The following is a 20088-nucleotide window of genomic DNA, read 5'->3' as shown; positions in this document are numbered from 1 at the left end:
CTGTCACGAACTTCAGCAGCAGGATCTTTGATATGGCCTCTTATGATCTCGTCGTCATCGGCACCGGCCCCGGTGGATATGTCTGCGCGGTGCGCGCGGCGCAACTTGGCATGAAGGTCGCAGTCGTCGAGAAGAACGCGACGCTCGGTGGCACCTGTCTCAATGTCGGCTGCATGCCGTCGAAAGCGCTGTTGCACGCGTCCGAGATGTTCGAGGAAGCCGCGCATTCCTTCGCCAAGATGGGCGTCAGCGTATCGGCGCCGAAACTCGACCTGCCCTCGATGATGAACTTCAAGCAGCAGGGCATCGATGGCAATGTCAGGGGCGTCGACTTCCTGATGAAGAAGAACAAGATCGACGTGCTGAAGGGGAGCGGGAAAATCCTCGGCGCGGGCAAGGTCGAGGTTTCCGCTGATGGCAAGGCGCAGACGGTCGAGACCAAGAACATCGTCATTGCCACCGGTTCCGATATCGCGCGGCTGAAGGGCATCGAGATCGACGAGAAGCGCATCGTGTCGTCGACCGGTGCGCTGTCGCTGGAGAAAGTGCCGGAGCGGCTCTTGATCATCGGCGCCGGCGTGATCGGGCTCGAACTCGGCTCGGTGTGGAAGCGCCTCGGCGCGGAGGTAATGGTGGTCGAATTCCTCGACCGCATCCTGCCCGGTATGGATGGCGAGATCGCCAAGCAGTTCCAGCGCATCCTCGAGAAGCAGGGCTTTGCGTTCAAGCTCGGCACCAAGGTGACCGCCGTGGATACCTCAGGCAAGACGCTGTTGGCCAAGGTCGAGCCCGCCGCGGGCGGGCCTTCGGAAACGATCGAAGCCGACGTGGTGCTGGTCTCGATCGGCCGCGTGCCTTACACCGAAGGCCTCGGCCTGAAGGAAGCGGGCGTTGCGCTCGACAATCGCGGGCGCGTCCAGATCGACCCGCATTTCGCGACCACCGTGAAAGGCATCTATGCGATCGGCGACGTCGTTGCCGGGCCGATGCTGGCCCACAAGGCGGAAGATGAAGGCGTGGCGGTTGCCGAGATCATCGCGGGCCAGGCCGGCCATGTGAATCACGACGTTATCCCAGCCGTCGTGTATACCACGCCGGAAGTCTCTTCGGTCGGCAAGGCCGAGGAAGAGCTCAAGCAGGCCGGCATTGCCTATACCGTCGGCAAATTCCCGTTCACCGCCAACGGCCGCTCCAAGGTCAACCAGACCACGGAGGGATTCGTCAAGATTCTCGCAGATGCGAAGACCGATCGGGTGCTTGGCGTGCACATCATCGGCCGCGAAGCCGGCGAAATGATCCATGAAGCCGCGGTTCTCATGGAATTCGGCGGCTCCGCCGAGGATCTGGCGCGCACCTGCCACGCCCATCCGACCCGCTCCGAGGCGATCAAGGAAGCCGCGCTTGCGGTCGGCAAGCGGGCCATCCATATGTGATCGACGCCGGGCCTGGGCAGGATCCGTATAGGATTATGCTCAAAGGTAAAATCTGGCCGGGGTCGAGACAACAGATGCTGCGCCGCCTGCTTCAGCCTTTCTGGGTCCTGCTCGCGATCATCTTCCTGATCGAGGCGTGGCTTTGGGACCATCTCGAGCCGATCGTCGCGCGCGTGGTGGCGATGATCCCGCTGCGCGCGTTCAAGCAGTGGCTTGCCGATCGGGTCGATTCGCTGTCGCCGGCGATGACGCTGATCGTGTTCATCGTGCCGGTGATCCCGCTGTTTCCGCTGAAGCTGGTCGGCCTTTGGCTGCTCGCCCATGAGCACTGGATGAGCGCTATCGGCACCATCCTGTTCGCAAAGTTTCTCGGCGTCGGCGTCACCGCTTTCATCTTCGACGTGACCCGGCCGAAGCTTCTGGAGATGCCCTGGTTCGAGGCGCTCTATGATTTCGTGCTGAGGATGCGGGCGAAAGCGGCCGCGCTGGTCGATCCGATCAAGCAGCGTATCCTTGAGATCCTGCGCGGCGACGGCAACGGCTGGTCGGCGCGAACGTTCCGGCTGATCGCGCGCTTTCGCAGGAGCGTGCACCAAGCGCGGTGATTCTCTGTGCCGTCATCGCCGCGGCTTACTGGATGCCCCGCCTTCGCAGGGCATGACAATCCTATGGACCCGCGTATCGACGCATTGATCGACTCAGTGCAGATGCAGCAGATGCGGCGAATACAAGCCCAGCGCGGTGATGACGATTCCCGCGAGCGTCAGCAGGCCTGAAATCCAGGCCAGCGCGAGGATGCCGGTGATGATGGTCGCCGATGCCAGCACGATCGCGATCTGGAAGGCGGCGGAGGCGATCTCGAAGTGGTGGTATTTTGCCGTCGCCTCGTCGCGCTGATGCTCAGCATGTTTGGCGCGCTCGGCGAGCTGTTCGGTGCCTTCGCCGGTCTCGGGCTCGGAGCGGTAGCGCGCCGCCGTCTTCTGCCAGTCCTCGATCTGCTTCTGAATGGTCGCCCTGACGGCATCGTCTGTTGTGGTGGCAAGAGTGAGCTTGGCCTGCTCGGCGGCCGCCTGCACTGCGGTGCGGCGGATGCTCTTGGCCTGGAAGAACGCCCACAGGTTCGACGCCTCGACGTTCTTGCTGATCGATTCGGTCTGCGCCCCCTTGCCCAGCGTCTCCGAGAGCGCCAGGAACAGCGCGATCACGGCAATCAACAGCGCGATCTTCTTGTTCTCGCCGGAAGCATGCTCGGCGTGCTCGGCATGCTCCATACTCTCGTGTGCGCTCATGATTCCCCTCTCCGATATGACCCGCCGTCACGATTGCCGAAATGACATCGCTTACGCAAGTGCCAAGCGGATGTGACGCGAGCGTGTCAGGATGAACCCGGCATCGCCCCTCGCATGAGGAAAACGCGTCAAGACAGAAGCGGAATTAGCCCCGCGGATGCGCGGAGCGATAGACCTCCAGCAGCCGCTCCGAATCGATGCCGGTATAGATTTGCGTCGTCGAGAGCGAGGCGTGGCCGAGCAATTCCTGGATCGCCCGCAAATCGCCGCCGCGGCTGAGCAGGTGGGTCGCGAACGAATGCCGTAGCGCGTGCGGAGTGGCGCTGTCGGGCAGGCCGAGCGCGCCGCGCAGCCGCTCCATGGCGAGCTGGATGATGCGCGGGCTCAAGGGGCCGCCGCGGGCGCCGACGAACATCGGGCCGGTGGGCGGCAGCGGATGCGGGCAGATCGCCGCGTAGTCGGCAATGAGCTGCAACACGTTTTGCAGCACCGGCACCATGCGGGTCTTGTTGCCCTTGCCGGTCACGACCAGCACGTCGCCTTCGCCGGGCTTCGGCACGTCGCGACGTTTCAAGCCGAGCGCCTCGGAGATGCGCAGGCCCGAGCCATAGAGCAGCGCCATCACGGCGGCGTCGCGCACCAGCACCCAGGTCTCCCGGGCCTCGCCGGCGCGCTCGTCGGCATCGGCAAAGCGTTTTGCCGCTGCCACGTGGATGGGCTTCGGCAGGCTCTTTGCAACCTTGGGTGCGCGAATCGCGGAGAGGGCGCCGACCTTGCCTTTGCCTTCGCGCTCGAGGAACCGGCCGAACGAGCGCAGGCCCGCCAAGGCCCGCATCAGCGAACGCCCCGCGATATCGTCGGCGCGGCGCATCGCCATGAACGCCCTGATGTCGGTGGCTTCCAGCGCCGCAAAACCCTGCAGCGTCACCTGCGTGCCCCAGTGCTGGGCGAGAAAGGCGAGGCATTGGCGGACATCGCGAGCATAGGCCTCCAGTGTTTTCGGCGACAATCGCCGTTCGGCACGCAGATGCGATAGCCAGTGCGCCATCTCTTGCGTGACGGTTTCGTCGGCGCAGTCGAGTTCGATCAAGGGAACGGCGGGAAGCGCTTTGGCCATGGACCTGTCTTATGGACCTGTCTTGGAGGCGATGGTTTAAGCCATTATATCGCATCGCTTTCGTTTACCGTTCGCTAACTTGCGCCGGCCGCTCTAACCTCCAAGTCTACCTCCAAGTCGAGCAATCGGAACTCTTGATTCCCTGAATGGATACTGCGCGCAGCCACGCTTCCTCTGTCACGCCGACCTCCATGGTCGATGTGCTGGTCCCGGTCGCGCTGGACCAGACCTATTCCTATCGCGTGCCGCGCGGCATGGATCTGAAGGCCGGCGATGTCGTCGCCGTGCCGCTCGGTGCGCGCGAGGTGATGGCGGTAGTGTGGGCGGAAAACGCAAAGCCCGATCCGCGGCTGCACAACCGGCTAAAGGATGTCAGCGAGAAGCTCGACCTGCCGCCGCTGAAACCGGAGCTGCGCGCGCTCGTCGATTGGGTTGCCAATTACACGCTGTCCGCGCGCGGCATGGTGCTGCGGATGACGCTGCGCATGGGCGAAAATCTCGGCCCTGAGCGGATGCGTCTGGGCGTGCGGCTGGTCGGAGAGCCACCGCGGCGAATGACGCCGGCACGGCGGCGGGTGATCGACGTGCTCGCGGACCGCCTGCTGCATGGCAAGTCGGAGGCGGCGAGGGAAGCCGGCGTGAGCAGTGGCGTCATCGATGGCCTCGTCGATGAGGGCACCTTGACGGTCGAGCCGATGCCGCCGCCACCAGCGCCGCCCATGCCCGATCCGGATTACGCGCAGCCGGACTTCTCACACCAGCAACGCGCCGCCGCCGACGCGATGCGGACGCTGGCGGCGAGCGGCAGTTTTCATGTGGCCCTGCTCGATGGCGTCACTGGATCGGGCAAGACCGAGGTCTATTTCGAGGCGATCGCCGAAAACATCCGCCGTAACAGGCAGTCGCTGATCCTGATGCCGGAGATCGCGCTGACCGGCCAGTTCCTCGATCGCTTCGTGCAGCGCTTTGGCGTGCGTCCGCTGGAATGGCATTCCGAGCTCTCGCCGCGCACCCGCGCCCGCAATTGGGCAGCGATCTCGGGCGGTGAGGCGCCGGTGGTGGTCGGTGCGCGCTCGGCGCTGTTCCTGCCCTATGCCGATCTCGGGCTCATCATCGTCGATGAGGAGCACGACCAGGCCTACAAGCAGGACGACGGCGCGCATTACCATGCCCGCGACATGGCCGTGGTGCGCGCGCATATCGCCAAGATCCCGATCGTGCTCGCCTCCGCCACGCCATCGATCGAGAGCGAGGTCAATGCGCGCAAGGGGCGCTATCAGCGCATCGCGCTGCCCTCGCGCTTCGGCGGCCAGCACATGCCGACGATCGAGGCCATCGACCTGCGCCGCGAGCCGCCCTCGCGTGGCCGCTTCATCTCGCCGCGGCTCGCCGAGCAGATCCGTTACGCGGTGGAACGGCGCGAGCAGGCGCTTTTATTCCTCAATCGCCGCGGCTATGCGCCGCTGACGCTGTGCCGCGCCTGCGGACACCGCTTTGCCTGCACCATCTGCGACGCCTGGCTGGTCGATCACCGTTTCCGCCAGCGCCTGGTCTGCCACCATTGCGGCTTCTCGATGCCGCGCCCGAACATCTGCCCGCATTGCGCGGCGGAGGAATCGCTGGTGGCGGTCGGTCCGGGGGTCGAGCGGCTGCAGGAAGAGGCCGCGGCGCTGTTTCCCGGCGCGCGCACCATGGTGCTCTCCAGCGACCTCATCACCTCGATTGAGACCATGCGCAGCGAGCTCAACGAGATTGCGGAGGGCCGGGTCGACATCATCATCGGCACCCAGCTTGTGGCGAAAGGCCACAATTTCCCGCGCCTCAACCTGGTCGGCGTCGTCGATGCCGATCTGGGCCTCGGCAATGGCGATCCGCGCGCGGCCGAGCGCACGTTCCAGCTCCTCAACCAGGTGATCGGGCGCGCCGGCCGCGACCAGGGCCGCGGCGTCGGGTATCTGCAGACCCATCAGCCCGAACATCCCGTGATGAAGGCGCTGGTCGCCAATGACCGCGAGGCGTTCTATGCGAGCGAGATCGATTCGCGCGAACGCACCGGCTATCCGCCGTTCGGGCGATTGGCGAGCCTGATCATCTCGGCGGGCGACCGGCCCACGGCGGAAGGCTTTGGGCGCAAGCTGGCCTCGGTCGCGCCGCTCGACGAGCGCATCCAGGTGCTCGGCCCGGCGGAGGCGCCGCTTGCGGTGATCAAGGGCCGCTATCGCTTCCGCCTGCTGGTGAAGTCGCTGCGCTCGGTCGATCTGTCGCAGTACTTGCGCGAATGGCTGGCGGCCGGGCCGAAGACCACGGGGAACCTCAAGCTCGAGGTCGACGTCGATCCGCAGAGCTTCTTGTAAAGCTTGTTCCGGAGCCTCAGCCGTCATTGCGAGACGCGAAGCGGCGAAGCAATCCATGTCTCCACAAGCGGCGAGATGGATTGCTTCGCTTCGCTCGCAATGACGGGGGAGGGCGCGTGAAAAAGCCTGCCGTCACTTCTGACGGCAGGCTTTCATCGGTGTGCGGAAAGTTCCGCGACCGTACTCTACGCAACGCTTACCGAAACTGGTCGGAAACGGCGCCTGAAGGACGCCTTTAAGAGACGACCTCGGCGGTGACACGGCCGACGCCGGAACCAGTCAGGCCGATGGCACGGGCGGCGCCCGTGGAGAGATCGAGCACGCGGCCGCGGATGAACGGGCCACGATCATTGATGGTGACGATCACGCTGCGGCCGCCATGGGTCACGCGCAGCTTGGTGCCGAACGGCAGGCTGCGATGGGCTGCGGTCATGGCGTTCTGGTTGAAGCGCTGACCGGAGGCGGTGCGGCTGCCGGATTCGTTGCCGTAGAAGGACGCTACGCCCGAGAAGCTGCGGCCGCCGGTGCTGGGCGTGAACGCCGCATTGGCATCGCGCGAGGACGCACCGTCGGTTGCGGCACGGGCCTGGTGATGATGGTGGTGATGGCGATGATGGTGGTGCCGGGATTTAGCCGACGCTTCGGTGATGCTGCCACCAACCAGGAAAGTTGCGGCGACGACAGCCAGCGCCGCGCGCGACGACCGGGTTGCGTTGCCCCGAGCCGACTTCTTGTATTTCAGCATTCAAGACCCTCAAGCAGTATTGCCACGGACGCGGCAAATGGAACCCCCGTCCCTTCGTTGACGAAAGCCGTGTGATTTCGCAATGAGGCATGAATTGGGCAGTAAATTCGGAATGTATCAGGCTGAAATATCTTGTTACTGCCGGGGCCCCGCCCGACAGCTTCCGCTAGTCTTCGGCCTTAACCAATTTTTAACCTAAAGAATACTTGCGAATACTGTTGATTTACGTTTAGGAAAGGTTTCCGCAAGTAATCACGAAATGGAGAGCATCCGGCCGCTTTGTTCCGTCGCAGGAACTCGGAGTAGGCATGCGATCGCCAATGGAACGATCGGCGACCTTCCTGCCTGCCGGTCAAAATTCCTGCGCGCAGAATTTCGCTCCACGAGGTTCGTGCCGCGCTTCGTTGCGGCCGTGCGACAAGGCATCACCTAGATGTGACGTCGTGTTGCACCTGCGCGCCTGCCATGCTAGCAAAGCCGCGATTTTAACGATCCCGGCACTCCGCGTGTCGGTCGAAAATCGAAGTCCCGCTTGAATTCCAAGGGCTTGGATCGCTAGGCGCCGCTGCAGCGGCGACGGTTTTTCCCTTGCGAATTTGACAGCAAAAAAGAGCGCGTCTGTGGCTGCTGAAGATCCGTCCGTTTCGGGAGTTGCCGGTCGTTACGCAACGGCCCTGTTTGATCTGGCTCGCGACGAAAAGTCCGTCGATGCCGTGAAGTCCGATCTCGATAAATTCAATGCCCTTCTGAATGAGAGCGCCGATCTAAAGCGCCTCGTCCGCAGCCCGGTGTTTTCCGCCGAAGCGCAATTGAAGGCGCTCTCCGCGGTGCTCGACAAGGCCGGCATTTCCGGCATCACCGCCAAGTTCCTGAAAGTGCTCACCTCCAATCGCCGCTTGTTTGCGGTCGCGGACGTGATCCGCGCCTACAACGCGCTGGTGGCGAACTTCAAGGGCGAGGCGACCGCCGAGGTCACCGTCGCGGAAGCGCTCAATGACAAGAATCTCGACGCGCTGAAGACCGCACTGAAGTCGGTGACGGGCAAGGACGTCGCGCTCAACGTGAAGATCGATCCCTCCATCATCGGCGGCCTTGTGGTCAAGGTCGGTAGCCGCATGGTGGATAGTTCGCTTCGCACCAAACTCAATTCGATCAAGCACGCGATGAAAGAGGCAGGCTGATGGACATCCGCGCCGCGGAAATTTCCGCGATCCTCAAGGACCAGATCAAGAATTTCGGCCAGGAGGCCGAGGTCACCGAAGTCGGCCAGGTGCTGTCGGTCGGTGACGGTATCGCCCGCGTCTACGGGCTGGACAACGTCCAGGCCGGTGAAATGGTCGAGTTCGAGAACGGCACCCGCGGCATGGCGCTCAACCTCGAAAACGACAACGTCGGCATCGTGATCTTCGGCGCCGACCGCGAGATCAAGGAAGGCCAGACCGTCAAGCGCACCCGCGCCATCGTCGACACGCCGGTCGGCAAGGGCCTGCTCGGCCGCGTCGTCGATGCGCTCGGCAACCCGATCGACGGCAAGGGTCCGATCCAGGCTGACAAGCGCATGCGCGTCGACGTGAAGGCGCCGGGCATCATTCCGCGCAAGTCGGTGAACGAGCCGATGGCGACCGGTCTGAAGGCGATCGATGCGCTGATCCCGATCGGCCGCGGCCAGCGTGAGCTGATCATCGGCGACCGCCAGACCGGCAAGACCGCGATCGCGCTCGATACCATCCTCAATCAGAAGCCGCTCAACGCCCAGCCGGACGAGAGCATCAAGCTGTATTGCGTCTACGTCGCGGTCGGCCAGAAGCGTTCCACCGTCGCGCAGTTCGTGAAGGTGCTCGAAGAGCAGGGCGCGCTGGAATACTCCATTGTGGTTGCCGCCACCGCATCGGACCCGGCGCCGATGCAGTACATCGCGCCGTTCACCGGCTGCACGATGGGCGAATATTTCCGCGACAACGGCATGCACGCGGTCATCATCTATGACGATCTGTCGAAGCAGGCCGTCGCTTATCGCCAGATGTCGCTGCTGCTGCGCCGCCCGCCGGGCCGCGAAGCCTATCCGGGCGACGTGTTCTATCTGCACTCCCGCCTGCTCGAGCGCGCCGCCAAGCTTAACAAGGAGCACGGTTTGGGCTCGCTGACCGCCCTGCCGGTGATCGAAACCCAGGCCAACGACGTGTCGGCCTACATCCCGACCAACGTGATCTCGATTACCGACGGCCAGATCTTCCTGGAAACCGACCTGTTCTTCCAGGGCATCCGCCCCGCGGTGAACGTCGGTCTGTCGGTGTCGCGCGTCGGATCGTCGGCGCAGACCAAGGCGATGAAGAAGGTCGCCGGCAAGATCAAGGGCGAGCTCGCGCAGTACCGTGAAATGGCGGCGTTCGCGCAGTTCGGCTCCGACCTCGACGCCTCGACCCAGCGCCTGCTCAACCGCGGCTCGCGCCTGACCGAACTGTTGAAGCAGCCGCAGTTCTCGCCACTGAAGATGGAAGAGCAGGTCTGCGTGATCTGGGCCGGCACCAACGGCTATCTCGATCCGCTGCCGCTCAACAAGGTGCGCGCCTTCGAGGATGGCCTGCTGTCGCTGCTGCGCGGCAAGAATGCCGACATCCTCGACGCGATCCGCGATAGCCGCGACCTCAATGACGACGTTGCCGCCAAGCTGAAGAACGTGGTCGAAGGTTTCGCCAAGACGTTTGCCTAAACGTCGTCGCGGCCGGACAAGGTGCGAAGCTGGTCTTCGCGCCTGTGGCTCCCGGCTGACGAGAAGCGGATGCCCGGCGCAGGCGCCGGGCAGAACAATGGGATAGGCTAGCGGTCGGATCGCCCGATCGGATCGCCGGGGTGGACGAAGAATGGCGTCACTGAAAGACATGCGGGTCCGCATCGCCTCGACCAAGGCGACGCAGAAGATCACCAAGGCCATGCAGATGGTGGCGGCGTCAAAGCTGCGCCGCGCGCAGACCGCTGCCGAGGCCGCTCGGCCCTATGCAGACAAGATGGGCGCCGTGATCGGCAATATCGCGAGCGCCGCCGCGGGCTCACCCGGCGCGCCGGCGCTGCTCGCCGGGACGGGCAGGGACCAGGTGCATCTGCTCCTGGTTTGCACCGGCGAACGTGGCCTTTGCGGCGCGTTCAACTCCGCGATCGTGCGGTTGGCGCGCGAGCACGCGCTGTCGCTGCTCGGTCAGGGCAAGGAAGTCAAATTCTTCTGCGTCGGCCGCAAGGGCTATGAGCAGCTTCGCCGCCTGTTCGAACGGCAGATCGTCGAGCATATCGACCTGCGCGCGGTGCGGCAGCTCGGCTTCGTCAATGCCGAGGACATCGCCAAGAAAGTACTGGCGCGCTTCGATGCCAGCGAATTCGACGTCTGCACGCTGTTCTATTCGCAGTTCAAGTCGGTGATCGCGCAAGTCCCGACCGCGCAGCAGGTCATTCCGCTGGTGGTGGAAACGCCGGCCGGAAACGGCGGCGCTGCGACCGCTTACGAATACGAGCCGGAAGAGGACGAGATCCTCGCCAACCTGTTGCCGCGCAACCTCGCGGTGCAGGTCTTCCGCGCACTCCTGGAAAACAACGCCTCGTTCTACGGCGCGCAGATGAGCGCGATGGACAACGCGACCCGCAACGCCGGTGAAATGATCCGCAAGCAGACGCTGGTCTACAACCGAACCCGTCAGGCGATGATCACCAAGGAACTGATCGAAATCATTTCCGGCGCCGAGGCGGTCTAACCAAGGGAGCGCGAAATGGCTTACGTCACATCGGCTACCACCAAGGGCGGACGCAACGGCCGCTCCATGCTCGACAATGGCGGGCTGGCGCTCGCAATGGCACTGCCGAAGGAATTGGGCGGCGCCGGCGACGGCCACAATCCCGAGCAGCTTTTTGCGCTGGGCTATTCGGCCTGCTTTGGCCAGGCCATCCTCGTGGTCGCCAAGAACCATGGCGTCGACGGCCAGGCGGCAAAGGTCACCGCCGACGTGACGCTCAAGACCGATGGCGGCTTTTCGCTCGCCGTCGAACTCAAGGTTTCAATCCCAGGCGCGGACAAGGCCAAGGTCCAGGCGCTGGTCGAGGAAGCTCACACGGTGTGCCCGTATTCGAAGGCCACCAAAGGTAATATCCCGGTCAAGCTGACCGTGGTCTGAAATTCGGATCGAAGGAGACAGAGTAAATGGCTACAGCAGCCAACCAGATCGGTCGCGTCACCCAGGTTATGGGCGCCGTCGTCGACGTCCAGTTCGAGGGCCACCTGCCGGCGATTCTCAACTCGCTGGAAACCAAGAACGGCGGCAGCCGTCTCGTGCTCGAGGTGGCGCAGCATCTCGGCGAATCCACCGTGCGGACGATCGCGATGGATACGACCGAAGGTCTGGTGCGCGGCCAGGAAGTGACCGATACCGGCGAGCCGATCAGGGTGCCGGTCGGCGTCGGCACGCTCGGCCGCATCATCAACGTCATCGGCGAGCCGATCGACGAAGCCGGCCCGATCAAGGCCGAAGACGTGCGTGCGATCCACCAGGAGGCGCCGAGCTATACCGACCAGTCGACCGAGGCGGAAATTCTCGTCACCGGCATCAAGGTCGTCGATTTGCTCGCGCCTTACGCCAAGGGCGGCAAGATCGGCCTGTTCGGCGGCGCCGGCGTCGGCAAGACCGTGCTGATCCAGGAGCTGATCAATAACGTCGCGAAAGCCCACGGCGGTTACTCGGTGTTCGCCGGCGTCGGCGAGCGCACCCGCGAAGGCAACGACCTCTATCACGAGTTCATCGAGTCCAAGGTCAACGCGGACCCGCGCAATCCCGATCCGAGCGTGCAGTCGAAATGCGCGCTGGTGTTCGGCCAGATGAATGAACCGCCGGGCGCACGCGCGCGCGTCGGCCTCACCGGCCTCACGGTGGCCGAGCATTTCCGCGACCAGGGTCAGGACGTGCTGTTCTTCGTCGACAACATCTTCCGCTTCACGCAGGCCGGCTCCGAAGTGTCGGCGCTGCTCGGCCGCATCCCGTCGGCGGTGGGTTACCAGCCGACGCTTGCGACCGACATGGGTGCGCTGCAGGAGCGTATCACCACCACCCAGAAGGGCTCGATCACTTCGGTGCAGGCGATCTACGTGCCGGCCGACGACTTGACCGACCCGGCGCCGGCGACCTCCTTCGCCCATTTGGACGCCACCACCGTGCTGTCGCGCGCGATCTCGGAGAAGGGCATCTACCCGGCGGTGGATCCGCTCGACTCGACCTCGCGCATGCTGTCGCCGCTGGTCGTCGGCGAGGAGCATTACAACACCGCGCGCATGGTGCAGCAGGTGCTCCAGCGCTATAAGTCGCTGCAGGACATCATCGCCATCCTCGGCATGGACGAACTTTCGGAAGAGGACAAGCTGACGGTGGCCCGCGCCCGCAAGATCGAGCGCTTCCTGTCGCAGCCCTTCCATGTTGCCGAAGTCTTCACCGGCTCGCCGGGCAAGTTCGTCGAGCTCGCCGACACCATCAAGGGCTTCCGCGGCCTGTGCGAAGGCAAGTACGACCACCTGCCGGAGGCCGCCTTCTACATGGTCGGCACCATCGAAGAGGCGGTCGAGAAGGGCAAGAAGCTGGCTGCCGAAGCAGCTTAAGGGGCGAATGGCGAATAGGGAGTGGCGAGTTAGCGCTGGCTCCCTGACTTCGCCACTCACCATTCGCTATTCGCTATTCGCAGGTACACCATGGCCACCTTCCACTTCGATCTCGTCTCCCCCGAAGCGCTCGCTTTCTCCGGCGAGGTCGATCAGGTCGACGTTCCCGGCGCGGAAGGTGATTTCGGCGTGCTCGCCGGTCACGCACCGGTCGTGGCGGCAGTCCGTCCGGGCATCCTGACCATCACGACCGGCGGCACGCATCAGAAGATGGTGGTGCTCGGCGGTCTGGCCGAAGTCTCCGACAATCGCCTGACCGTGCTCGCCGATGTCGCGACCTCGATCCAGGAGGTCGATCGCGCCCAGTTCAGGGAAACCATCGCTGAGATGGAAGAAAATCTGAAAGAGAAGCACGGCTCGGAGCTCGACCGCGAAATCGAGCGGCTCGACCATTTCAAGAGTATCGAGCACATCCTCAACGCAACCGCTATGCACTAGGCCCCGGTGCACTGCGCCGGGGCCGAACAAAAATCTTGAACGACCCGGCGTCCGTCACATCGTGGCGGGCGAAAGTTTCCGAGCCGCCGAATTTCAGCATTGCGCTCGCCTAGCGGCGCTTCGCCCTGCTTGAGACCGCGGCGTTGGCATCCACCGCCGGCGCCAAGCGACTCGCGGAACGCTCTTGTCATCGATCAGAAGTCCATCGGCGGCATTGTAGGCGTCTGCTCGGACTTCTTCGGCTTGTCGGCGACCAATGCTTCCGTCGTGATCAGGAGCGAGGCAACCGATGCCGCGTCCTGCAATGCGGTGCGAACCACCTTCGCCGGATCGATCACGCCGGCGCGTACCAGGTCCTCGTACTCGCCAGTCGCGGCATTGAAGCCCCAATTATAGTCGGCGCGCTCCAGGAGCTTGCCGACCACCAGCGAACCGTCCTCGCCGGCATTCTCGACGATCTGGCGCGCCGGTATCTGTAAGGCGCGACGCACGATTTCGACACCGGCCTTCTGATCGGCATTGGTGATCTTGATCCTCTCCAGCGCCTTCGAGGCGCGCAGCAGCGCCACGCCGCCGCCGGGAAGGATGCCTTCCTCGACTGCCGCGCGGGTGGCGTGCAGCGCGTCCTCGACCCGGTCCTTGCGCTCCTTCACCTCTATTTCGGTCGCGCCGCCGACCCGGATCACGGCGACGCCGCCGGCGAGCTTGGCAAGCCGCTCCTCCAACTTCTCGCGATCATAGTCGGAGGTGGTTTCTTCGATCTGCGTCCTGATCTGGGTGGCTCGTGCCTCGATGTCCTTCTTGGCACCGGAGCCATCGACGATGGTCGTACTCTCCTTTTCGATCACGACCTTCTTGGCACGGCCGAGCATGTTCAGCGTGACACTCTCGAGCTTGATGCCGAGATCCTCCGAGATCGCGGTGCCGCCGGTAAGGATGGCGATATCCTCGAGCATCGCTTTGCGGCGATCGCCGAAACCCGGCGCCTTCACCGCGGCGACCTTCAAGCCGCCGCGCAGCTTGTTGACGACGAGCGTCGCCAGCGCCTCGCCCTCGATGTCCTCAGCGACGATGAGCACCGGCTTGCCGGACTGCACCACCGCTTCCAGCAGCGGCAACATCGATTGCAGCGTGACCAGCTTCTTCTCGTGAGTGAGGACATAGGGCTCTTCGAGCTCGACCTTCATCTTCTCGGCATTGGTGACGAAATAGGGCGAGATGTAGCCGCGGTCGAACTGCATGCCCTCGACCACTTCCAGCTCGGTGTTGAGGCTCTTTGCCTCCTCGACCGTGATCACGCCTTCATTGCCGACCTTCTGCATCGCATCGGCAAGGAAGCGGCCGATCTCGGCATCTCCGTTGGCGGAGATGGTGCCGACCTGGGCGATCTCATCATTGGAGATGATCTTCCTGGCATGGGCTTTGAGGTCGGCGACGATCGCGTCGACCGCGAGGTCGATGCCGCGCTTCAGATCCATTGGATTCATGCCGGCGGCGACCGACTTGGCGCCCTCCCTGACGATCGCCTGTGCGAGCACAGTTGCGGTGGTGGTGCCGTCACCCGCGATGTCGCTGGTCTTGGACGCGACTTCCCGCACCATCTGTGCGCCCATGTTCTCGAACTTGTCCTCGAGCTCGATCTCCTTGGCGACGGTGACGCCATCCTTGGTGATGCGCGGTGCTCCAAAGGATTTTTCCAGCACGACGTTGCGGCCCTTCGGTCCGAGCGTCACCCTGACCGCATTCGCCAGCAGATCTACGCCACGCAGCATGCGCTCGCGGGCTTCGGTTGAGAACTTCACGTCTTTCGCGGCCATGACGTTTTCTCCTCTCCCCTTGATGGATCAACTGCGTTCTATCGTCCTTGCTTGAGCATCGTCGTTTTCGGGAAAGCGGTATCCACTTTTTCCGGATCGTACTCTAAGCGGCCTTCCGCGCGGCCTCGGTCGTCCGGCCTGGGCCGAGAGGATTGCTCTCCTCCATGATGTCACAGGACCGGGAAGCCGGGAACCCGTCCCGGGGGCGGAGGTCGGGTAGAGCCGGCCCAGAGGCGCAGCGGCCCGACCAGAGGAACGATGGTGAGGTGCAGGCGTTCATCTAACCAAAGGGCGGGCGTTTCCTATGGATAGATCAGCCGCAGGTAGTGAACTCGCGCAGGCAGCGCAGTTGCTGCGTCGCTCCGCCGTTCGCGAAGGCAGGCCATTTCCCCTAGGCGCCAGCTGGGATGGCCTTGGTGTCAACTTCGCGCTGTTTTCAGCGCACGCCACCAAGGTGGAGCTGTGCCTGTTCGATGACACAGGCCAAACCGAGGTCGAGCGGCTCGAGCTTCCCGAATATACCGACGAAGTCTGGCACGGCTATCTGCCGACCGCGCGTCCAGGATTGGTCTATGCCTATCGCGTCCATGGTCCCTATGAACCGGACGCCGGCCATCGCTTCAATCCCAACAAGCTGGTGATCGACCCCTACGCCCGGCAATTGGTCGGGCAGTTGCAATGGGGTCCCGAACTGTTCGGCTACAAGATCGGCGATCCCGACAAGGACAAATCGTTCGATGACCGCGACAATGTCCATCTCGTGCAGAAGTGCCGGGTGATCGATCCCGCTTTCACCTGGGGGCGTGACCGCAAGCCCGCGACACCGTGGGAGCGCACCATCATCTACGAGATGCATGTGAAAGGCTTCACCAAGCTGCATCCATTGGTGCCGGAGGCCGATCGCGGCACGTTCGCCGGCCTCGCCTGCCCAAACGTATCAGCGTATCTGCGCTCGCTCGGCGTCACCAGCGCCGAGCTGCTGCCGATGCATGCTTTCGTCGACGACAGCTATCTGGTCGACAAGGGCCTGCGCAATTATTGGGGCTACAACTCGCTCGCTTTCTTCGCGCCGGATCCGCGCTATCTGCGCACGCTCTGGGCGACCGAGTTCAAGGAGATGGTCAACCAATTCCATGCCCACGGCATCGAGGTGATCCTCGACGTGGTCTATAACCACACTGCCGAAGGCAACGAGCTCGGACCGACGCTGTCCTTCAAGGGCATCGATAACGCGAGCTATTATCGGCTGCTGCCCGATCAGAAGCGCTACTACGTCAACGATACCGGTACCGGAAACACCGTCAATCTATCGCACCAGCGCGTGCTGCAGATGGTCGCCGACTCCTTGCGTTATTGGGCAACGGAGATGCGCGTCGATGGCTTCCGTTTCGATCTTGCCACCATTCTCGCACGCGAACCCTACGGCTTCGACGAGGGCGGCAGCTTCCTTGATGCCTGTCGGCAGGACCCGGTGCTCTCCAGCGTCAAGCTGATCGCGGAGCCATGGGACATCGGCCCCGGCGGCTACCAGGTCGGCCAGTTCGCGCCGGGCTGGGCGGAATGGAACGACAAATTCCGCGACACCGTGCGAAGCTTCTGGAAGGGGGATGCCGGACAGGTCGCCGATTTTGTCAAGCGCATCACCGGGTCGGGAGACCTGTTCAACAAGCGCGGCCGCAAGCCGTGGGCGAGTGTCAACTTCGTCACCGCCCATGATGGCTTCACCCTCAACGATCTGGTCTCGTACAACGACAAGCACAACGAGGCCAATGGGGAGAACAACCAGGACGGCCATTCCAACAATTACTCGTGGAATCACGGCGTCGAAGGTTCAACACAGGATGCGGAGATTGTCGCGCTGCGCGAGCGGCAGAAGCGCAACTTCCTTGCCACGATGATCTTGTCGCACGGCACGCCGATGCTGCTCGCGGGCGACGAATTCGGTCACAGCCAGAAGGGCAACAACAACGCCTATGCGCAGGACAACGAGACCACCTGGCTCGATTGGATGAAGATATCGCCTGAAGGGCGCGCCTTGCGCGAATTCACGCGAAAACTGATCGCGATGCGCAAGGCGTTTCCGATCCTTTATCGGAGCCGTTTTCTGATCGGCACTCACAATGAGGAGCTTGATGTCAAGGACGTGACCTGGCTCGCCCCGTCGGGCGAGGAAATGACCGTCGAGCAGTGGCAGGACGGCAATGTGCGCTGCTTTGGATTGCTGCTTGATGGTCGCGCCCAGGAGACCGGCATCAAACGTCGCGGATCGGATGCGACCCTGCTGTTGATCTACAACGCCCATTTCGACGTCGTGAACTTTACGTTGCCGAAGGTCCCGGAAGGACAGCACTGGCAGGGGCTGATCGACACCAACCAGCCGGAGGGGCAACTGCCGAGCTTTCCGTTCGGCCACGTCTATGCCGTGACCGGACGCTCGATGCTGGCGTTCGGTCTCGCGAGCGAAGACAGCGCCATGCGCCGCTTGCGGCATGGCATCGGCACCATCCTTGATGTCGCCGAGCTCCCGCTATCCGAGTAATGGGTCCACCTGGACGAGGTGAGGTTCCGCAATCCGGTCTCAGCGCGCTTGCGCAAAGGCGGCGAAGCTGCGGGCGACATGCCGGTACACTTCGCGGCGGAACGGCACGACGAGGTCGGGGACGCGGTCGAGCTGCTCCCAGCGCCAGGCGTCGAATTCGGCCGGCTGTCCGTTGCGCGGTGTCAGCGGGTCGATCTCCGCGTCGCGCCCGGTGAAGCGCAGCGCGAACCATTTTTGCCGCTGTCCGTGGAATTTGCCGAGACGATGCGGCGGTCCGTTGTAAGGCGGGAATTCGTAAGTGACCCAGTCGGTCTCGCCGAGATAGTCGGCGGAGACCGCACCCGTCTCCTCCCAGAGTTCACGCATGACCGTTTGGCGCGGTTCTTCGCCAGCATCGATGCCGCCCTGCGGCATCTGCCATTCGAGCCCGGGAAGGATGATTTCCGGACCATCGTCCCGGAAGCGATGGCCGATCAGCACGCGGCCGGACGTGTTGAACAGCGCGATCCCGACATTGGGGCGGTATAGCTTTTCCTCGGACATTCCTATCGGCCCGCGAGCCTGGAAAACTCTTGCACCACGCGCTCGTAGACCGGCCGCTTGAACGGCACAATCAATTCGGGGAGATTCTTCATCGGCTCCCAGCGCCAGTTCGAGAACTCGGCCTTGTGGCCTCCGCCGCCGGGACGTTCCACGTCGATCTCATTGTCCTTCCCAGTGAAGCGCACCGCGAACCATTTCTGGCGCTGGCCGCGATAACGGCCCTTCCAGGCGCGCCCTGCGACCGTGCGCGGAATATCGTAGATCAGCCAGTCGTCGACTTCGCCGAGCCTCTCGACCGAGCGGACGCTGGTCTCCTCGTAGAGCTCGCGCTTGGCGGCTTCCCAGACGTCTTCACCGGGATCCACGCCGCCTTGCGGCATCTGCCAGATGTGGGTGTCGTCGACATGCTCGATGCCGCCGGCGCGGCGTCCGATAAAGACCAGCCCGTCTCGGTTGAGCAGCATCACGCCGACGCAGGTCCGGTAAGGCAGCTCTTCGTAACGCGTCATTCGATCAGGACTCCCAGAGGGTGATCGGGAACCAGTGGGAATTGGTTTTCCAAAACGATCACGCTCCAACAAAAAGACGAGACCATGACCCGATATCATCCTCGCGGATCATGATCTGCAAGACGGGCGGGGTCCGGAAGTCGCGCCATCAGGTTGATGCTCTAGCCCGATTTTGATTTCAGCATCGCGGTTGTCAATGGCACAAGCAGGATGCCGCGCGCCTCGAGCGTCTTGGTCCAGGCCGCGAGGCGCTCGATCGAAATCGGCAGCGCCGAGGCCACGCCGACCGCGACCCCGCGTTCCCTGGCGAGCGTCTCGAGCTTGGCCAGCACGCGGTCGATCTCCACCGACGTCGGAACCGCATCGATGGTGAAATCGGCTTTGGCAAAGGGCAGCGCCTGGCCGGCGGCGAGCGAGGCTGCGACGCTGCGTGGCGTGGCGCCGTCGTCGAAATAGCTCAAACCGCGCTTGGCCGCTTCGCGCATGATCGGCTGCATCACCGGATCGGTCGCCACGAAACGGGCGCCCATGAAATTGGCGATGCCGGCATAGCCCTGGATGCGGCTGAAGTGCCAATAGAGCCGGTCGAGATTCTGCTCCGCGTTCAGGGTCGTGAGCAGGGTCTGGGGGCCGGGGTCATTGTCCGGGTAATCGAACGGCTCCATCGGGACCTGCAGCAGGATCTCGTGGCGCTGCGCACGCGCCCGTTCGGCAAGCTTTGTCGGATCGGCGCCATAAGGCGTGAAGGCCAGCGTCACCGCCGGCGGCAGTTTCATGATGGCGTCGGTGGTTTTGGCGGCGCCGACGCCGAGCCCCCCGACCACGATCGCCACCACGGGCGTTTTTGCCGCCTTGGCGCGGTCGGCATCGCCCGCATAGACCGTAAACGGCCTCAAGCCGTCGGCGACCATCGGGATCATGCCATAGCGCGATTTTTCCAGAAGGCGCTGGTCAATGCCGGCCATCGGCCCTGGCGCGGCGTCGGACTCGGCCTTGTCGGTGGCATCGCCGCCGATCACGACGTCATGCCGCGCGCCGCTTGAGCCGTCGATGATGGTGACCGTCTTGCTCTCGCCGGAAGCCTGCCTGGGCGTCGATTTCGCTGCAGGCTCGGCGGGAGGGCCGGCCGCTGCGGGTTTTTCCTCTGCCACCGGCGCCTTGCGCAAGGCGATATGGGCGATCGGCTCGCCGCCGAGCGGATCGTCGTTGAACAAGGCGATACCGGCGAAGGTGACCAGGATCAGGCCGAGCATAACCGCCAGCGCCTGCGTGGCCGTGAACGGCACCTGGAACCGGCGTTTTTTGGCCACGGTTTCCTGTCCGAGCGGTGCGCTCAGTTCGTCGGCCGCCTCTGCCATGAACCCCCCGAATCAGATCCCCCGACGATAGCACGTGGCAGCCGGTTGCAGAGAAGGTCGGCCCTGTAGCCCGGGTGAAGCGCAGCGTAACCCGGGGGCGCTCTTAGACGCGGATACAGCGGTCCCGGGTTAAGCTGCGCTTCCCCCCGGCAACGGGCCAGTCCAAAAAAAAATGGCGGGCGGAAAGGCCGCCCGTGGGCTGAATTAGCCGGGGCCGAACAGTTGGCGGGCATGCAGCCCCCCGGGGTTTCGACCGCCGC

The 20088-nt window shown here is 63.7% G+C and carries 17 protein-coding genes; 10 read left to right on the top strand and 7 right to left on the bottom strand.

The genetic code is table 11. The features are described from left to right. The first annotated feature begins 32 nt into the window (after positions 1-32). Both lpdA and ACZYOF_RS22315 read left to right on the top strand, forming a co-directional pair. The gene (lpdA, locus tag ACZYOF_RS22320; protein WP_394566455.1) at positions 33-1433 is read left to right on the top strand and encodes a dihydrolipoyl dehydrogenase; all 1401 of its coding nucleotides are present in this window, start codon (positions 33-35) and stop codon (positions 1431-1433) included. A 74-nt stretch (positions 1434-1507) separates the two neighbouring features. Then, positions 1508-2038: a hypothetical protein gene (locus ACZYOF_RS22315; RefSeq protein ID WP_130579671.1), complete on the top strand. Its 531-nt coding sequence runs from the start codon at positions 1508-1510 to the stop codon at positions 2036-2038. A 93-nt stretch (positions 2039-2131) separates the two neighbouring features. Here the strand turns inward: ACZYOF_RS22315 and ACZYOF_RS22310 are convergent, their stop codons facing one another. After that, positions 2132-2722, bottom strand: a complete 591-nt coding sequence (locus tag ACZYOF_RS22310; protein WP_130579672.1) for a DUF4337 domain-containing protein — start codon at positions 2720-2722, stop codon at positions 2132-2134. A 145-nt stretch (positions 2723-2867) separates the two neighbouring features. Then, positions 2868-3839: a tyrosine recombinase XerC gene (locus ACZYOF_RS22305; protein ID WP_282528785.1), complete on the bottom strand. Its 972-nt coding sequence runs from the start codon at positions 3837-3839 to the stop codon at positions 2868-2870. A 146-nt stretch (positions 3840-3985) separates the two neighbouring features. Here ACZYOF_RS22305 and ACZYOF_RS22300 point away from each other — a divergent pair, with 146 nt between their 5' ends. Further along, a complete protein-coding gene (locus ACZYOF_RS22300; protein ID WP_463717124.1) occupies positions 3986-6193 on the top strand; it encodes a primosomal protein N' in 2208 nt (735 codons plus the stop codon). A 235-nt stretch (positions 6194-6428) separates the two neighbouring features. On the opposite strand, the gene ACZYOF_RS22295 is transcribed toward ACZYOF_RS22300, so the two are convergent. Then, a complete protein-coding gene (locus ACZYOF_RS22295; protein WP_463717123.1) occupies positions 6429-6938 on the bottom strand; it encodes a septal ring lytic transglycosylase RlpA family protein in 510 nt (169 codons plus the stop codon). A gap of 620 nt (positions 6939-7558) precedes the next feature. Here ACZYOF_RS22295 and ACZYOF_RS22290 point away from each other — a divergent pair. From ACZYOF_RS22290 to ACZYOF_RS22265, 6 genes are all read left to right on the top strand, one after another. Continuing rightward, positions 7559-8119: a F0F1 ATP synthase subunit delta gene (locus tag ACZYOF_RS22290; RefSeq protein WP_282528788.1), complete on the top strand. Its 561-nt coding sequence runs from the start codon at positions 7559-7561 to the stop codon at positions 8117-8119. Next, positions 8119-9648 (top strand): F0F1 ATP synthase subunit alpha, encoded by a 1530-nt coding sequence (gene atpA, locus ACZYOF_RS22285; protein ID WP_130579676.1) that lies wholly within the window; start codon positions 8119-8121, stop codon positions 9646-9648. The genes ACZYOF_RS22290 and atpA overlap by 1 nt, the downstream gene beginning before the upstream one ends. 151 nt (positions 9649-9799) lie before the next feature. Further along, entirely contained in the window at positions 9800-10678 is an 879-nt protein-coding gene (locus ACZYOF_RS22280) for a F0F1 ATP synthase subunit gamma (RefSeq protein WP_282528789.1), read from the top strand. Positions 10679-10693: 15 nt separating this feature from the next. Continuing rightward, positions 10694-11095 carry an organic hydroperoxide resistance protein gene (locus ACZYOF_RS22275; protein ID WP_130579677.1) on the top strand — a complete coding sequence of 134 codons (402 nt, stop codon included), beginning with the start codon at positions 10694-10696 and terminating at the stop codon, positions 11093-11095. 26 nt (positions 11096-11121) lie between these two features. Then, positions 11122-12564, top strand: coding sequence for a F0F1 ATP synthase subunit beta (gene atpD / locus ACZYOF_RS22270; RefSeq protein ID WP_282528790.1), 1443 nt, complete (start codon positions 11122-11124; stop codon positions 12562-12564). 90 nt (positions 12565-12654) lie between these two features. Further along, positions 12655-13062 carry a F0F1 ATP synthase subunit epsilon gene (locus ACZYOF_RS22265; RefSeq protein WP_130579679.1) on the top strand — a complete coding sequence of 136 codons (408 nt, stop codon included), beginning with the start codon at positions 12655-12657 and terminating at the stop codon, positions 13060-13062. Between the two features lie 194 nt (positions 13063-13256). Here the strand turns inward: ACZYOF_RS22265 and groL are convergent, their stop codons facing one another. Next, complete coding sequence (gene groL / locus ACZYOF_RS22260) at positions 13257-14879, bottom strand: chaperonin GroEL (protein ID WP_463717122.1); 1623 nt, start codon at positions 14877-14879, stop codon at positions 13257-13259. A gap of 304 nt (positions 14880-15183) precedes the next feature. Between groL and glgX the strand changes: the two genes are divergently transcribed. Then, positions 15184-17418 carry a glycogen debranching protein GlgX gene (gene glgX, locus ACZYOF_RS22255; protein ID WP_463717121.1) on the top strand — a complete coding sequence of 745 codons (2235 nt, stop codon included), beginning with the start codon at positions 15184-15186 and terminating at the stop codon, positions 17416-17418. Between the two features lie 39 nt (positions 17419-17457). Here the strand turns inward: glgX and ACZYOF_RS22250 are convergent, their stop codons facing one another. The 3 genes from ACZYOF_RS22250 to ACZYOF_RS22240 all read right to left on the bottom strand — a co-directional run bounded on the left by ACZYOF_RS22250 (position 17458) and on the right by ACZYOF_RS22240 (position 19828). Beyond that, entirely contained in the window at positions 17458-17961 is a 504-nt protein-coding gene (locus ACZYOF_RS22250; protein WP_130579682.1) for an RNA pyrophosphohydrolase, read from the bottom strand. Positions 17962-17963: 2 nt separating this feature from the next. Next, positions 17964-18470, bottom strand: a complete 507-nt coding sequence (locus tag ACZYOF_RS22245) for an RNA pyrophosphohydrolase (protein ID WP_282528795.1) — start codon at positions 18468-18470, stop codon at positions 17964-17966. Between the two features lie 161 nt (positions 18471-18631). Next, positions 18632-19828, bottom strand: a complete 1197-nt coding sequence (locus tag ACZYOF_RS22240) for a divergent polysaccharide deacetylase family protein (RefSeq protein WP_463717120.1) — start codon at positions 19826-19828, stop codon at positions 18632-18634. Between the last annotated feature and the right edge of the window lie 260 nt (positions 19829-20088).

The sequence above is a fragment of the Bradyrhizobium sp. LeoA1Lang genome, from assembly GCF_055413685.1.
The sequence above is the reverse complement of the archived record's forward strand: the minus strand, read 5'-3'. Positions and strand labels throughout refer to the sequence as shown.